14 protein-coding genes are annotated in these 14,323 nt (G+C 65.1%); 6 read left to right on the forward strand and 8 right to left on the reverse strand.

The genetic code is table 11. The annotated features are described in order from the left end of the window. Positions 1-58: 58 nt before the first annotated feature. The 7 genes from soxA to WN72_RS14535 all read right to left on the reverse strand — a co-directional run bounded on the left by soxA (position 59) and on the right by WN72_RS14535 (position 6,234). Positions 59-838, reverse strand: a complete 780-nt coding sequence (gene soxA / locus WN72_RS14505; protein WP_167380736.1) for a sulfur oxidation c-type cytochrome SoxA — start codon at positions 836-838, stop codon at positions 59-61. Then, positions 835-1,152, reverse strand: a complete 318-nt coding sequence (gene soxZ, locus WN72_RS14510) for a thiosulfate oxidation carrier complex protein SoxZ (RefSeq protein ID WP_027558420.1) — start codon at positions 1,150-1,152, stop codon at positions 835-837. Before soxZ ends, soxA begins: the two co-directional genes overlap by 4 nt. Further along, entirely contained in the window at positions 1,152-1,619 is a 468-nt protein-coding gene (locus tag WN72_RS14515) for a SoxY-related AACIE arm protein (protein ID WP_092214685.1), read from the reverse strand. The genes soxZ and WN72_RS14515 overlap by 1 nt, the downstream gene beginning before the upstream one ends. 4 nt (positions 1,620-1,623) lie before the next feature. Further along, positions 1,624-2,049, reverse strand: a complete 426-nt coding sequence (gene soxX / locus WN72_RS14520; RefSeq protein WP_092214966.1) for a sulfur oxidation c-type cytochrome SoxX — start codon at positions 2,047-2,049, stop codon at positions 1,624-1,626. Positions 2,050-2,253: 204 nt separating this feature from the next. Beyond that, entirely contained in the window at positions 2,254-3,537 is a 1,284-nt protein-coding gene (locus tag WN72_RS14525; RefSeq protein WP_194483046.1) for an NAD(P)/FAD-dependent oxidoreductase, read from the reverse strand. A gap of 48 nt (positions 3,538-3,585) precedes the next feature. Next, positions 3,586-5,772, reverse strand: a complete 2,187-nt coding sequence (locus WN72_RS14530) for a xanthine dehydrogenase family protein molybdopterin-binding subunit (protein ID WP_092214687.1) — start codon at positions 5,770-5,772, stop codon at positions 3,586-3,588. 12 nt (positions 5,773-5,784) lie between these two features. Beyond that, positions 5,785-6,234 (reverse strand): (2Fe-2S)-binding protein, encoded by a 450-nt coding sequence (locus tag WN72_RS14535; RefSeq protein ID WP_027558425.1) that lies wholly within the window; start codon positions 6,232-6,234, stop codon positions 5,785-5,787. Positions 6,235-6,546: 312 nt separating this feature from the next. Here WN72_RS14535 and WN72_RS14540 point away from each other — a divergent pair, with 312 nt between their 5' ends. Continuing rightward, positions 6,547-8,169 (forward strand): B12-binding domain-containing radical SAM protein, encoded by a 1,623-nt coding sequence (locus tag WN72_RS14540; RefSeq protein ID WP_027558426.1) that lies wholly within the window; start codon positions 6,547-6,549, stop codon positions 8,167-8,169. A 4-nt stretch (positions 8,170-8,173) separates the two neighbouring features. On the opposite strand, the gene WN72_RS14545 is transcribed toward WN72_RS14540, so the two are convergent. Beyond that, entirely contained in the window at positions 8,174-9,562 is a 1,389-nt protein-coding gene (locus WN72_RS14545) for an MFS transporter (protein ID WP_027558427.1), read from the reverse strand. A gap of 171 nt (positions 9,563-9,733) precedes the next feature. Between WN72_RS14545 and WN72_RS14550 the strand changes: the two genes are divergently transcribed. The 5 genes from WN72_RS14550 to WN72_RS14570 all read left to right on the forward strand — a co-directional run bounded on the left by WN72_RS14550 (position 9,734) and on the right by WN72_RS14570 (position 14,315). After that, entirely contained in the window at positions 9,734-10,795 is a 1,062-nt protein-coding gene (locus tag WN72_RS14550) for an isocitrate/isopropylmalate dehydrogenase family protein (RefSeq protein ID WP_092214691.1), read from the forward strand. 226 nt (positions 10,796-11,021) lie between these two features. Next, positions 11,022-11,375, forward strand: a complete 354-nt coding sequence (locus tag WN72_RS14555) for a UBP-type zinc finger domain-containing protein (protein WP_092214693.1) — start codon at positions 11,022-11,024, stop codon at positions 11,373-11,375. 245 nt (positions 11,376-11,620) lie between these two features. After that, positions 11,621-12,400 carry an ABC transporter ATP-binding protein gene (locus WN72_RS14560; RefSeq protein WP_159073921.1) on the forward strand — a complete coding sequence of 260 codons (780 nt, stop codon included), beginning with the start codon at positions 11,621-11,623 and terminating at the stop codon, positions 12,398-12,400. Positions 12,401-12,414: 14 nt separating this feature from the next. Beyond that, the gene (locus WN72_RS14565; protein ID WP_051378009.1) at positions 12,415-13,257 is read left to right on the forward strand and encodes an ABC transporter permease; all 843 of its coding nucleotides are present in this window, start codon (positions 12,415-12,417) and stop codon (positions 13,255-13,257) included. Between the two features lie 17 nt (positions 13,258-13,274). Further along, on the forward strand, positions 13,275-14,315 hold the full coding sequence (locus WN72_RS14570) for an ABC transporter substrate-binding protein (RefSeq protein WP_092214696.1): 1,041 nt from the start codon (positions 13,275-13,277) through the stop codon (positions 14,313-14,315). The last annotated feature ends 8 nt before the right edge of the window (positions 14,316-14,323 follow it).

Here is a 14,323-nt window from a genome sequence, read left to right on the forward strand (position 1 = left end):
TTTCTTTGGGCGCGATACTAGCGGCCGTGCCACGCCTGCCTAGTCCTAATCTGGCGCCTCAGGGGCGCACGGCGGGCGTCTCCATCGGCAGGCCGCGCGCCCGCGACATCAGGTAAAGCTCGAGCGCGACCAGTTCCGGTGCGCCGTAATCATAGGCCTGGGCGCGGACGCCGGTCATGCAGCTGCGCAAGCGACGCTCCAGAGATCCCAGCGTCTGCCATTCCAGACGGTAGAGCGGATAGCCGGTCGGCTGTCCCTGCGTGATCGGTGATCCAGCGAGGCGCTTGTCGAAATTGTCATCGTGGCAATTGGTGCAGGCGAGGTTGAGCTGGCCCTCGCGCTGCATGAAGAGATCGCGGCCCTGTGCGACGAACGGCTTTAGTTGCGGATCGTCACCGGCGGTGATCGCGACGCCGCGCGACTGGTGGGCGACGAAGGCGGATAGTGCCAGCAGGTCGCGACTCTCGTAAGGGAGCGCCGTCGCCTGCTGATGACTGGCGCGGCAGAGATTGATGCGCTGGTCCAGCGTAACGGGACGGCCGAGCGTTTGATCGAACGCGGGATAGCGCGCCGCGACGCCTTTCATGCTGTTTCGCGCATCGCCATGGCAATCCGCGCAGGCCTTGTCGGCGCTGCCGGTCTTCTTGCCCCACAGCGCCTCACCGTCGAGCACGAACAGCATGCCGGGATTGGACGTGTCGTCATCCTGCATGGCGCGCGTGTCGGCCCCCATGAACGCATAGCCGGACCGGCGCGCATCGGGCGGGATTTCACCGGCGAGCAGGGCAGGGGCCGCGGCGAGCAATATCGCCGCCGCTATCGCGCGCCAAAATCTCATTCGACGGTGATCGATGCCGATGCTGTGGACGAATAGCCGTTGTCGCCGATCCATTCGAACTCGAACTTGCCGCTCTCCTTCACGACGGTGAAGAAGGACAGATACGGATTGGCGGCGATCGCCGGAAACAGGTCGGCGCGAAAGACCTCGGTGCCGTTGTAGCGGCAGGTGAAGCTGGTGATGATGTCGCGCGGCACCAGCGCGCCGTCGGCGGTGTGGCGGAAGCCTGTTTCCATGATGTGCGAGGTCAGCGTGCGGATCTCGATGATGTCGCCGCGTTTGGCCTTCGCGGGAACGTTGATGAGCGCGGCCATCAGTTCAGCTCCTCGGTGCAGGCGGCCAGCGTCACGACGACGTCCGCCGCGACCTGCCAGAAGGTGTCGTCGGACAGGCGCGCGATCGCGACCACCTTCTGGGTGTCGGCGAGGCGGATGCGGGTCGAGACCTGGGCGCGGCCGGAGGAGGGGTTGAGATAGAAATTGCCGATGTTCGGCTGCGGGTTCTTCTCGTTGAAGACGTGGATGCTCTTGACGTAGTCGGTCGCCGTCATCGGGCTTGCGACACTCACCGTCATCGGCACGGTGTTGCCATTCTCGACCAGCGGAGGAATGTCGAGCTTGACCTTGCCAGTGCGAATTGGTGCCTCGCCGACGACGTTGCGGATCGCGGCGCTGAGCATCGCCGGCGTTGCCGCGAGCGGCCGCAGCGTGACGATCGGGATCGTCCCGGCGACTGTCACTCCTCCGGCAAGATTCAAGAATTGTCGTCGCGTGGTCGCCATGAAGCTAGTCCCGAAGCGTTGCAAGAAAGGCCACGATGTCCTCGATCTCCGCAGCCGACAAGATCGGCTTGCCGGCGAAATTGCGCCCGACGCGGATGAGGCCATCGTTGCGGTAATAGGATGGCATGATGGTCTCCGGGTTGAAGCGCGCCGCATCGACCAGACGAAGCCGCAACTGGCTCGCCGTCCAGCGGTTCCCGGCGCCGGAGAGATCAGGCGCGAGGTCGCCCTGGAAGCGGGTTTCGGGGAAGGGACCGGAATGGCAGAGGATGCAGGTCGTCGTGCGCGCCAGCACCAGCGCGCGACCGCGTGCGGCATCGCCGGGAGTGCCGGTGAGGGATTCCGCGATGCCGTCGCCGGTGATCTTGTAGGGCGCAAGCTCGTCCGCTCGGCAGGGCGAGGTGAAGCTCGCCAGGATCAACGCTGCAATCGCAAGTGCTCGATGGTGCGGCCAAGATCGCCGCGCGCTCCTCTTACCTCTCCCGCTTGCGGGAGAGGTCGCGCCGAAGGCGCGGGTGAGGGCTTTCTCCTCTTGGGGGTCCTCGCGGGTGGAGACACCCTCTCCCCAACCCTCCCCTGCAGGCGGGGGAGGGGGCGCATTGTGGTCGTGGCGTCGGCTTGGTCTCATCATGCCCTAGCCAAAGGTGTCCGCCGTGATGGTTTGAAACCAGCGCTCCGCGTCCGCGGCCTCGCGAGCGCGAAGCTCGCGCGGTGCATCGACCGGGCTCGTCGCGCCGCCTTCGACTTCGGCAAAGATCTCGCCTCTCGGCTGGTAGTTGCCCGCGAGCGAAAAACCGTAACCGGGCGCGACGGTGTTGTAGCAGACGCCAGTCAGCCGTGGCGCCTCCGGTGCGCGACCTGCAAGCAAAGCGACAATCGCCGCGGCGCAGGCCTTGCCCTGCGCGCTCGTGGCCGATGCCGATTTGGGGATGCCGCCGCCAAGGCAGGCGTCGCCGATGACGTGCATGTTCTTGACGAGTTTTGACTCGAAGGTGACAGGATCGATCGGGCACCAGCCGGTCGCATCTGTAACGCCCGCGATCTCGGCAATACGGCTGGCGCGCTGCGGCGGGATGACGTTGGCGACATCGGGCGTGTAATTGCCGAATTCGGTGACGATGGTTTTGGTCGCGGCATCGACCGAGGTGACGCGGCCGCCTTGCGACAGCGCGATGCGCTCGATCATGTCGCCGTAGAGCTCCTTCCACGCCTTCTCGAACAGCCGCTGCTGGGAGAAACTGTCCTTGGCGTCGAGGACCAGCACTTTTGAGCGTGGCTTCCTCGTCTTCAAATAATGCGCGATCAGGCTGGCGCGCTCGTAGGGCGCCGGCGGACAGCGCGAGGGATTGGCGGGGACCGCGATGGCAACCGTGCCGCCGTCCTCCATCGCTTCCAATTGCCTGCGCAGCAGCAGCGTCTGTGCGCCGGCCTTCCAGGCGTGTGGCATCTTTTCCGATGCGGCGTCGTCGTAGCCGGGCAGGGCTTCGAAATGGAAGTCGATACCAGGTGAGAGCACGAGACGATCATACGGCAGCGCCACACCATCGCTCGTCATGACGCTGCGCCGCGCCGGGTCGATCGCGGTCACGGCCTGGCCGATCACAGTGACGCCCTCGGCGGCCAGCTTGTCGTAGCCGAACTGCTGCGCCTCGATCTCGCGCAGGCCGGCGATCACTTCGTTGCTGAAGGGACAGGAGGTGAAGACCGCGTTCGGCTCGATCAGGATGATCTGCAAATTGTCCTGCGCACGCTTCAGCGCGCGGGCGCAAGCGGCGCCGCCGAAGCCGCCGCCGACCACGACGACGCGTGCCGTGGATTGCGCGCGCAAGATCGATGGCCGCGCCAGCGTCGCGGCCGCCATGGTGATGCCGAACACGGCATTGCGCCGTGTCACCGGGCGCGTGGTCATCAGGGGCATCTGAAAAAGGGCTGCGGCGGCCATCTCTTGCCGCCGCAGCATGTTGCTTTAAGCGAAGGTGATGTTCTGGTCGCGCAGCGGGAACGAGCGGACCCGCTTGCCCGTCGCGGCGAAATAGGCGTTGAGCACTGCGGGTGCCGCAACGCCGATGGTCGGCTCGCCGACGCCACCCCAGAACCCGCCGCTCGGCACCATCACCGATTCCACCTTCGGCATCTCGTTGATGCGCATCGAATTGTAGGTGTCGAAGTTGGTTTGCTCGATCTTGCCGTCCTTGACGGTGCAGCCGCCGTAGAACAGCGCGGAGAGGCCATAGACGAAGGAGCCCGCGATCTGCCGCTCCACCTGCGCCGGATTGACGACGTAGCCGGGATCGGTGGAGGCGACGATGCGATGCACCTTGATCTTGCTGCCGTCGGTCACCGAGATCTCGGCGGCGCCGGCGACATAGCTGCCATAGCCCATCACCTGCGCGATGCCGCGATAGACGCCTTGCGGCGCCGGCGTGGTCCAGCCGATCTTCTCGGCGACGGCATTGAGCACCGCCAGATGCTTGGGATGATTGCCCATCAGCTTGCGGCGGAATTCGAGCGGGTCCTGGCCTGCGGCCTGGGCCAGCTCGTCCATGAAGCATTCCATGTAGATCGCATTGTGATTGACGTTGACGCCGCGCCAGAAGCCGGGCGGAACGTGCGGGTTGCGCATCGCATGCTCGATCAAGAGGTTCGGCACCGAATAGCCGAACGCGGCCTCGCCGGACTGGGCGACGCCCTGGAATGCGGCCGGGTCCATGCCGTTCTGCAGCGCTTCAGGGCGCAGCGAGAACAGGATCGACTGGCCGGACAGGCGGTAGTGCAGCGCGACCAGATTGTTGTTGGCATCGAACGCGCCGGTCATCTTGCACTGGGTGATCGGGTGATACCGGCCGTGCGCCATGTCCTCTTCGCGCGACCACAAAAGCTTGATCGGCGTGCCCGGCATCTGCTTGGCGACCATGACCGCCTGGCGGACATAGTCGGTCTGGCCGCGCCGGCCGAAGCCGCCGCCCGGCATCACCTTGTGCACGTCGCACTTCTCCGCCGGCAGGCCGGAGGCCTCCAGCACGGCCGCAAAGGCGGCTTCGCCGTTCTGGGTGCCGCACCAGACCTCGCACTTGTCCGCCGTGTAGAGCGCGGTGGCGTTCATCGGCTCCATGGTGGCGTGGTTCTGGTAGGGATAGGAGTAGACGGCCTCGACCTTCTTGGCCGCGCCGGCGATCGCGGCTTTCGCGTCGCCGTTCTTGTTGCCGACATAGGCTGGCTGATCGTTGTTCAGGCCTTCGGCCAGCCACTTTGCGATGGACTCGCTGGACACTTTGGCATTCTCGCCTTCGTCCCAGACGATCGGCAGCGCTTCCAGCGCAGTCTTGGCGTGCCACCAGGTGTCGGCCACGACCGCCACTGCGGTATCGCCGACCCTGACGACCTTCTTGACGCCTTTCATGCCGGCGACCTTGGCCTCGTCGTAGCTCTTCAGCTTGCCGCCGAACACCGGACAGTCCTTGATCGCGGCGTTCAGCATGCCCGGTAGCTTGACGTCGATGCCGTAGATCATGGTGCCATTGGTCTTGTCGGCGGTGTCGAGCCGCTTCACGCCCTTGCCGACCAGCCTCCAGTCCTTCGGATCCTTCAGCTTGACGTCGGCGGGCGGCGTCAGCTTCGCGGCGGCTTCGGCGACCTTGCCGTAGGTCGTGGTCTTGCCTGATGGCGTATGGGTGATGACGCCGTTGGCGACCGTGCATTCGGAGGCCGGCACTTTCCACTCATTGGCGGCGGCCTCGATCAGCATTACGCGCGCGGTGGCGCCGCCCTTGCGGACATAGTCCTGCGAGGAGCGGATGCCCCGGCTGCCGCCGGTCGAGAAATCGCCCCAGACGCGCTTGCGGGCGATGCTCTGGCCAGGCGTCGGATATTCGGTGGCGACCTTGGTCCAGTCGCATTCGAGCTCCTCGGCGACGAGCTGGGCAAGGCCGGTCAGCGAGCCCTGGCCCATCTCGGAGCGGGCGATGCGGATCACGACGGTGTCGTCGGGCCGGACCACGACCCAGGCGTTGACCTCCGGCGAGCCATCGGCCGCGCGGACCACAGTGGGGCCGCCGAACGGGAGATCGAGGCCGATTGCGAGGCCGGCGCCGACAGCGGCGGTGCCGATGACGAAGGCACGGCGGTTCATCTTGGGAGAGACGTGCTTGTTCATGGGGCGGCTCCCTTACGCGCTTGCGATCGTGTGGATCGCCTCGCGCACCTGCTGGAAGGTGCCGCAGCGGCAGATATTGGTGATGGCCTCGTCGATGTCTGCGTCGGTCGGCTTCGGCTTCTCGTTCAGCAGCGCCGCCACGGCCATGATCATGCCGCTTTGGCAATAGCCGCACTGCGGCACGTCCTGGGCGATCCAGGCCTCCTGCACCTTGTGCAGCGTGGCGCCGGAGGCGAGCCCCTCGATCGTGGTGATCTTCTTGCCCTCGGCCTCGGCGACCGAAATGCCGCAGGAGCGGGTGGCGACGCCGTCCATGTGAACCGTGCAGGCGCCGCATTGTGCAATGCCGCAACCGTATTTGGTGCCGGTCAGGCCGGCATTCTCGCGGATCGCCCAGAGCAGCGGGGTATCCGGCTCGACGTCGAGCGTGAAGGTTTTTCCGTTGATTGTTAGGTTTGCCATCGCAGTCCCCTGATTGGCCCAATCCACCGATTGGACTCAGGGGCGCAATGTGTCCGGCAATTTGGAACTCTTCAAATCAATAGTCCGAGGGGCAGCTATTGAAGATTCTCGCGGCTACGGGAAGATTGGGGCACCCGCGGTGTTTTGCCTCGCCCCGGCTGGGCGGGCTGAACGACCTTTCCCGGAGCGCCAAGGCCCCGCTTGGGGCGACGTTTGCAGGTTCCCTTGCATGCAACGACCACAGTTTGGTCCTTTTGTCGGGGTGCAAGATGAGAGCGCTTTGCTACACTGCGCCGACTCAAAAGGAGTGCCATCGACGTGCCGAGCCCCTGTAACGTGCTGATGCTCTATCCGCTCTTCACCGCGGAGTCGTTCTGGAGTTTTGGCGAGTCCTGCAAATTGATGGGCGTCCGGCGCCCGGCAGCCCCCCTTGGCCTGATCACGGTCGCGGCGATGTTGCCCAAGGACTGGAGCGTCCGGCTGATCGATTGCAACACGCAAGCTTTCAGCGATGACGATTTCGCCTGGGCCGACGTCGTCTTCACCGGCGGCATGCTGCCGCAGCAGGCCGACACGCTGCGCCTGATCGAGATGTGCCGCGCGGCCGGCAAGCCGGTGGTCGTCGGCGGCCCCGATCCGACCTCCAGCCCCCACATCTACGAGAATGCCGACTTCCGGGTGCTCGGCGAGGCCGAGGGCATCATCGACGAGTTCATCGCGGCCTGGCAAAGCGGGGCCCGATCCGGTGTCTTCACCGCGCCGAAATTCCAGGCCGACGTGACAAAGACGCCGGTGCCGCGCTTCGACCTACTGAAGTTCGAGGACTACCTCTATATCGGTGTGCAATACTCGCGCGGCTGTCCGTTCACCTGCGAGTTCTGCGACATCATCGAGCTCTACGGCCGCGTGCCCAGGACCAAGACGACCGAGCAGATGTTCGTCGAGCTCGAGACGCTCTACAACATGGGCTACCGCGGTCATCTCGACTTCGTCGACGACAATTTCATCGGCAACAAGAAGTCGCTGCGGCAGTTCCTGCCGCAACTCGCTGAATGGCAGCGCGCGCACGGCTATCCCTTCGAACTATCGACTGAGGCATCGGTCAATCTCGCCGATGACCCTGAATTGCTGGAGCTGATGGGAGCCGCAAACTTCTTCGGTATCTTCGTCGGCATCGAGAGCCCGGATCCCGCGACGCTGGTCGCGATGCGCAAGAAGCAGAATACGCGGCGCAACATCGCCGAGAGCATCCACAAGATCTACGCCGCCGGCATCCTGGTCACCGCCGGCTTCATCGTCGGCTTCGACAACGAGAAGGTCTCGATGGCGGAGGCGATGATCGACTTCATCGAGGAAGCCGCGATCCCGGTCGCCATGGTCGGCCTGCTCTACGCCTTGCCGAACACGCAGCTCACGCGCCGACTGGAGCGCGAAGGCCGGCTGCATCCGGGCCACGATATAGCGCCGACCATCGGTGCCGATCAGTGCACGGCCGGCATCAACTTCGATCCGGTCCGCCCGTTGCGCGACATCCTGACGGACTACAAGCGGGTTCTGGAGCACATCTACAGCCCGGCGGCGTATGCGCGGCGTGTCGACCGCCTGATGACGCTGCTCGACCGTTCGAGGCAGCGCCATGAGCTCGCGGAAGGCGACATCCGCGCGAAGGTCGGGGCGATGGAGACGGTGCACCGCGTGGTCACCGCGCTTCCGGAGGCGCGCGGGCCGCTGTGGGAGACCTTCATGAACTGCGCCAAGCGCGACACCTCATCGGCGCGCATCGCGGTGCAGTTGATCGCGGCCTATGCCCATCTCGGCCCGTTCTCGCGCAAGGTCATCGAGGCGATCGACGGGCGCCTCGCCGCGCTCGACGACGAGCCCGTCGTCGCGGCGGCCGCGGCGATCGACGCGACGGCTGCCCGGCACCTGGCTTAGAGGCTTACTTCACCGCCAGCCGCAAGAAGCTCATGACGCTGCCGAGCGCGGCAAAGCCGGCGCCGAGCGCCAGCGCCACTGTCGCACCGTTATGTCCGGCCATGGCAAAGCAGGCCGCGGCGAGTGCGGCGCCGGTCGTCTGTCCGGTCAGGCGCGCGGTAGCGACGATACCGGAGGCGCTGCCGCTGCGATGCGGCGGCGCGCTTCCCATCAGCGCCTTCATGTTCGGCGCCTGGAAGAAGCCAAACCCCATGCCGCAGATCATGATGCGCCAGACAATATCGGGGATGCTCGGGCTCGCCGGAAGCAGCGCGAGCAGCGCCATGCCGAGGCCGAGCAGCACGAGGCCGATGCCGCCCAATAGGCCGACCGGATGGCGGTCGGACAGGCGTCCCGCAATCGGCGCCATGATGCCGACCACCAGCGGCCACGGCGTCATGAAGAAGCCGGTCTCGACCTGCGAACGTCCCAGCACGTCCTCGAAATAGAACGGCAGCGAGACGAAGGCGAGGCCCTGCACGGCGAAGGAGCAAACGGCCGTCGCCGCCGACAGCGCGAACATCGGCCGGCCGAACAGGTCGATCGGCAGCATCGGCGCCGGATGATCGGCGTGGCGGCGGGTCAGGATGAAGCCGAGCGCGATCGCCGCGACCAGCTCGATGCCGACGACAACCGGCGACAGATTGTGCGCGGCGCTGCCGACGCCGGTGATGAACAGGCCGAGGCATGCGGCGGCAAGGAGCGCGCCGAGGAAGTCGAAGCCGTGATCGGCCCGCGGCGTCTTCGGCAACATCGCAAAGCCGATGCCGATCGCAACGAGGCCGAACGGGATGTTGACGGCGAACAGCCACGGCCATGGGCCGACCGCGAGGATGGCGGAGGCGATCGACGGTCCGAAGGTGAAGGCGGTCGCGACCACCAGCGCGTTGTGGCCGAAGCCGCGGCCCTGCATCCGCCCGGGATACACGAAGCGCACCAGTGCCGTGTTGACGCTCATGATGCCGCTGGCACCTAAGCCTTGCAGCGTGCGCGCGACCAGCAGGCTATCGAGCGACCACGCCACCGCGCAGAGCAGCGAGGCGATGGTGAACAGGACCAGGCCGCCGAGATAGATGCGCTGGTGCCCGACGATCTCGCCGAGCGCCCCGAGCGGCAGCAGCGTCGCCACCAGCGCGATCTGGTAGACGTTGACCACCCAGACCGACTGCTCCGGCGTGACATGCAGATCGGCGGCAATGGCGGGCAGGGCGATATTAGCGATCGCGGTGTCGAGCGAGGCCATCGCCAGCGCGGTGAAGATCGCGGCAATCGCCCAGCGCCGCTGCGTGACCGGAAGGCCGTCGGCAATGGGATGGTCGGGTTCGCGCGCTGCGGCAGGTAACGTGATTGTCATTGCGTCAGCGCGTTGCTCCGGCGGCGTGGCCAAAAGGGACTTTTGGCATGTACTACGCCGAAGCCGCCTTCCACAGGCATATGCTTGCATGCTGTGTATGCGCGAAGGTCAGGCGATGTCGCCTCGTGCCGGCGTATGATCGCGCGGTGACTGCAATTTTGGGGAAACGCCATGCAAATCGTCGTTCTGCCCGGTGACGGCATCGGGCCCGAGATCACGACCGCGACATCGGGCGTGCTGCGCGCGGCCTCCGAACGCTTCCAGCTCGATCTGCGGCTCGAGGAGCACGCGGTCGGGCATGCCAGCCTGAAGCTATCAGGCACCACCGTGCGCCCCGAGCTGCTCGACATCGTCCGCGCCGCCGACGGCCTGATCCTGGGTCCCACCGCCACCTTCGACTTCAAGGACGAGGCGCATGGCGAGATCAATCCGTCCCGGCATTTCCGCAAGAACCTCGACCTCTACGCCAATGTCAGGCCGGCGCGCACCTATGCCGGGCGGCCCGGCCGCATCGGTGATTTCGATCTCATCGTGGTGCGCGAGAACACCGAGGGGTTTTATGCCGACCGCAACATGGAGCAAGGCAATGGCGAGATGCTGGTCACGCCTGACGTCGTGATCTCGTTGCGCCGGATCACGCGCCTTTGCTGCGAGCGCATCGCGCACGCCGCCTGCCGCCTGGCGATGAAGCGACGCAAGCATCTCACCATCGTGCACAAGGCCAATGTGCTCAAGATCGGCGACGGCATGTTCCTCGACATCTGCCGCGCAGCGGCCAAGGCCTATCCCGGCCTTGAAGTCGACGACATCCTGGTCGACGCCATGATGGCGCATGTGGTGCGGAGCCCCGATCGCTTCGACGTGATCGTCTCCACCAACATGTTCGGCGACATCCTGTCCGATCTCACCGCCGAACTCTCCGGCAGCCTCGGCCTCGGCGGCTCGCTCAATGTCGGCGACCGCTACGCGATGGCGCAGGCCGCGCACGGCTCGGCGCCCGACATCGCGGGGCAGGACGTCGCCAATCCGGTCTCCCTGATCCTGTCGACCGCGCTGCTGCTGGCCTGGCACGGCGAGAGGAGCGGCGCCGCCCGCTATGAAGAAGCGGCGCGTGCGATCGAGGCCGCGGTGGCGAAGGCGCTTCGTGAGGGCAGGGCGACGCGTGACGTCGGCGGCAAGCTCGGCACGATCGCGGCAGGCGCCGCGATCGCGGAGATCCTGCAGGCGGAGTGAAGGGCTTCTTCGCGTTCTTATTGAGGCTCAAAACAAAAAATCGAAAACAACCCCATGCACAGTAGAGGGGTCTTGATCGACAAGGGGTTTCCAGTCGCGCCGTGACTCCTTGCGTGACCGCGATCACGTTGACACGTCGGGCAAAACACCGGCAGGATGTGATCGTCGCGGATCGCGGCGTGAATGCGTTCGCGGCGACGGCGCGCACTTGCAGTGGGTTGAACCTATGAAGTCTGAAAGGGATGGCATCAACCCCGCCGCCAGGCCGAGCGGAACGGGCTGCGTGGAATGCTCGGCTGCGGGCGGGTGGTGGTTCCATCTTCGCAGATGTGTCGAGTGCGGTCACATCGGCTGTTGTGATGCGTCACCCAATCAGCATGCATCGAAACACAACGCAGCAACAGGTCACCCGATCATCACGAGCTTCGAGCCGGGCGAACGATGGTTTTACGACTATCGCACGGGTGAGGCTTTCGCCGGTCCGAAGCTACCAGGCCCGCTCTCCCGTCCGCTGGATCAGCCGGTGCCCGGGCCGGCTGGGGCGGTGCCTCCAGACTGGCAAACGCTGCTCCATGACTAGGCCGTAGCTCTTTTAGCTATCGGCGGGTGTCCTGAAACTTGTCGGCCCAGACCGGTCGGCTCACGCGATCATTCATGCCGGGGCCGCAACGTCGGTGCGCCGCGGCAGCGATCTCGCCGTCTGCACCTGCCTCTCATTCGACCCATGAAGCCCAAATTCTCGGTATGGGCCTTGGCTTGCCCATTTCGACGGCTTGGAATATGTATAGACATGTTCGTTGAAGGTTGATCGGCATGGATGATCGCGTGCTCGTGTTCGACGGGATAGGCCAGGACTTTCCGTCGCCGGGGCAGCGAACCCAGATCCGTGTGCTGGACGGGATCAGCTTCGAGGCCGCCCGCGGCAAGTTCATCGCGGTGATCGGACCGAGCGGCTGCGGGAAAAGCACGCTGCTCCAGATGGCCGCCGGCCTGCTCTTTCCAACGCGCGGGACGGTCCATCACCGTGGCCGCAAGGTCACGTCGGTCAATACCGAGGTGGGCTTCGTGCCGCAGCAGGCGCAGCTGTTGCCCTGGAAGACTCTTGCCGAAAACGTCGAGTTGCCGCTGGTGCTCCGCGGCGTCCCCGCGCACGAACGGCAAAAACGGGTTGACGATGTCCTTCGGTCTGTTGGCCTGACGGGGTTCGAGCAGCATTATCCGAGCCAACTCTCCGGCGGCATGCAGAAGCGCGGATCGATCGCGCGCACGCTGGTCTATCGTCCCGACGTGATCCTGATGGACGAGCCGTTTGGCGCTCTCGATGCCCAGACCCGTATGGTGATGCAAAGCGATCTCCAGACCCTGTCTATGGAAGCCGGCGCCACCGTCATATTCGTCACCCATGACATTACCGAAGCCGTGCTGCTCGCCGATAACGTCGTCGTGCTGAGCCAGAGGCCCTCACGGCTGCTCGCCAATATCGAGATCAGCCTGCCCCGGCCGCGCAACATGTTCGAGCCGTTCAAGAACCCCAGCTTCGATGCCGCCTACGACGCCGTCTGGACCGAATTTCGTTCCCAGCTTCAAGCCGGACAGATCCATTGAGCGAGCAGCAGGCCATGAGCGAAGCTGCATCCCGGTCTTCGATCGCGTCAACGCGTGCGGGCGGCGGACCGGGCTTGATCGGTGCGAAAGCTTTGCAATGGCTTGCGAAGCTCCTGCCGGGTATCGCACTTCTGGTTTGCTGGCAGTGGGCCTCGGGGCGGTTGATCAAGGAGATCTACGTCAGCAAGCCGACGGCGGTTGCCGCGCGCCTGTACGAGTTGTTCGCCTCCGGCGAAATCTATCCGCATCTATGGATCACCGGGCAGGAGCTCGTGCTCGGTTACGTTATCGGCGTCTCAGGCGGTGTTTTCGCCGGTTACGCGCTTGGTCGCTCGCCGCGGCTTGCCCGGATATTCGAGCCCTATGTGATGGCCTTCTACGGGGTTCCCAAGATCGCGCTGGCACCGCTGTTCATCATCTGGTTCGGCATCGGCATCGGATCGAAGGTCGCGCTTGCCTCGATCATGGTGTTTTTCCTGGTCTTCTACAACGTGTTCGCCGGCGTCCGCAGCGTCGATCGCGAGCTCGTCAATCTCACGCTGGTGATGGGTGCCAACCAGCGCCAGCTGACCTATCACGTCTTCCTGCCCGCCGCCGCCCCGTTCGTCATGCTCGGCATGCGGCTGGCGATTCCTTACAGCGTCATTGGTGTCATCGTCGGCGAGTTCACATCGTCGATGCAGGGGCTCGGCCTGTTCATCCATGAGGCGTCGTCGACCTACGATCCTGCCGGCGTTTTCGCGGGGATCGTCATCCTGCTCGGCTTCGTTACTTTTGCAAACCTCGTTGCCGGCGCGATCGAGCGTCGCCTTCTGCGCTGGCGAACATTGTCGGGTTCAGGCCCGATCGACGCTTGAATCGGGAGAATTGATCCATGCGCGTCACGATGAAATGGGCGAGGGCGGCCACGGTCGCCGCGGCAATCGCCTTGCCGCCCAGCCTCGCCGAAGCCCAGCAGGCGGTTCGCATCGGATTGGGAGCCCCGACGTTAAGCTTCCTCCCGGTCTGGTCGGGGCGCGCGCTCGACACGTTCAAGCCGCAAGGCCTCACCGCCACGATCGCCGCGTTGCCCGGCGGCGATGCGTCCGCACTCGCGGCGCTCGATGCGGGTGATATCGATCTGGCCGCAGTCGGTCCGGATTCGATGCTGCGTGCGGTGGCCAAGGGCCAGCCGTTCGAGATCGTCTATTCGTTGATGTCGAAAGTGACGCTACAACTCGTCGTGTCCAAGGACTTCCTCGAACGCGCCGGCGTGAAGCCGACCGATCCCCTGCCGAAGCGGCTGGCCGCCCTGAAGGGCGCGACGTTCGGCGCGACCGCGCTCGCCGGCGCACAGGAGGCCGCGGCGCGCTGGCTCGCCGGTCAAGGCGGGCTCGATGCGAAGAACGATATCAAGGTGGCGCAGGTCGGCAGCCCCATCGCGATCCAGGCGGCGCTCGAGGCCAAGCGCATCGATGCCTTCGTTCTTTCTCCGCCCGAGGGATTTCTTGCGGAGAAGGCGGGTACTGGCCTCGTGCTCGTCTCGATGGGCGATGAATTCCCGCTTCTCGCCAAGCAACCCTATCTCGTCCTGGTCGCAAAGAAGCCGATCAGCCCTGGCGCCTCCGAGCTGATCCAGAAGACGGTCAATGCGATGCAGGCGGCAAGCGCAGCCGTGCTCGACAAGCCAGCCGAGACGGCTGACGCGATCCAGAAGCAGTTCTTCGCCAAGGCCGATCCGCAGGCGATCGCCTCGGCGGTCAAGAGCATGAGCAGCGGTGTGGCGGGCCGCGGCGCGATCGACGTCGACGGCATGAAGAACGCGCTGACCTTCAACAAGGAGGTAGGCAACAATTTCGGCAAGGAATTCGACGCCGCGGCGACCAAGGACGATTTGTGGACCAACAGCTTCGTGGACGCGGCGAAGGCCAAATAGAGCAGGCG

Origin of the sequence: Bradyrhizobium arachidis (genome assembly GCF_015291705.1) — a bacterium.
Classification (GTDB): Bacteria; Pseudomonadota; Alphaproteobacteria; order Rhizobiales; family Xanthobacteraceae; genus Bradyrhizobium; species Bradyrhizobium arachidis.

Excerpts from the sequence above, each read along its gene's own strand:
- soxA (WP_167380736.1), bottom strand. The coding sequence starts at position 838 with ATGAGATTTTGGCGCGCGATAGCGGCGGCGATATTGCTCGCCGCGGCC.
- soxZ (WP_027558420.1), bottom strand. The coding sequence starts at position 1,152 with ATGGCCGCGCTCATCAACGTTCCCGCGAAGGCCAAACGCGGCGACATC.
- WN72_RS14515 (WP_092214685.1), bottom strand. The coding sequence starts at position 1,619 with ATGGCGACCACGCGACGACAATTCTTGAATCTTGCCGGAGGAGTGACA.
- WN72_RS14525 (WP_194483046.1), bottom strand. The coding sequence starts at position 3,537 with ATGCCCCTGATGACCACGCGCCCGGTGACACGGCGCAATGCCGTGTTC.
- WN72_RS14530 (WP_092214687.1), bottom strand. The coding sequence starts at position 5,772 with ATGAACAAGCACGTCTCTCCCAAGATGAACCGCCGTGCCTTCGTCATC.
- WN72_RS14535 (WP_027558425.1), bottom strand. The coding sequence starts at position 6,234 with ATGGCAAACCTAACAATCAACGGAAAAACCTTCACGCTCGACGTCGAG.
- WN72_RS14545 (WP_027558427.1), bottom strand. The coding sequence starts at position 9,562 with ATGACAATCACGTTACCTGCCGCAGCGCGCGAACCCGACCATCCCATT.
- WN72_RS14550 (WP_092214691.1), top strand. The coding sequence starts at position 9,734 with ATGCAAATCGTCGTTCTGCCCGGTGACGGCATCGGGCCCGAGATCACG.
- WN72_RS14555 (WP_092214693.1), top strand. The coding sequence starts at position 11,022 with ATGAAGTCTGAAAGGGATGGCATCAACCCCGCCGCCAGGCCGAGCGGA.
- WN72_RS14565 (WP_051378009.1), top strand. The coding sequence starts at position 12,415 with ATGAGCGAAGCTGCATCCCGGTCTTCGATCGCGTCAACGCGTGCGGGC.
- WN72_RS14570 (WP_092214696.1), top strand. The coding sequence starts at position 13,275 with ATGCGCGTCACGATGAAATGGGCGAGGGCGGCCACGGTCGCCGCGGCA.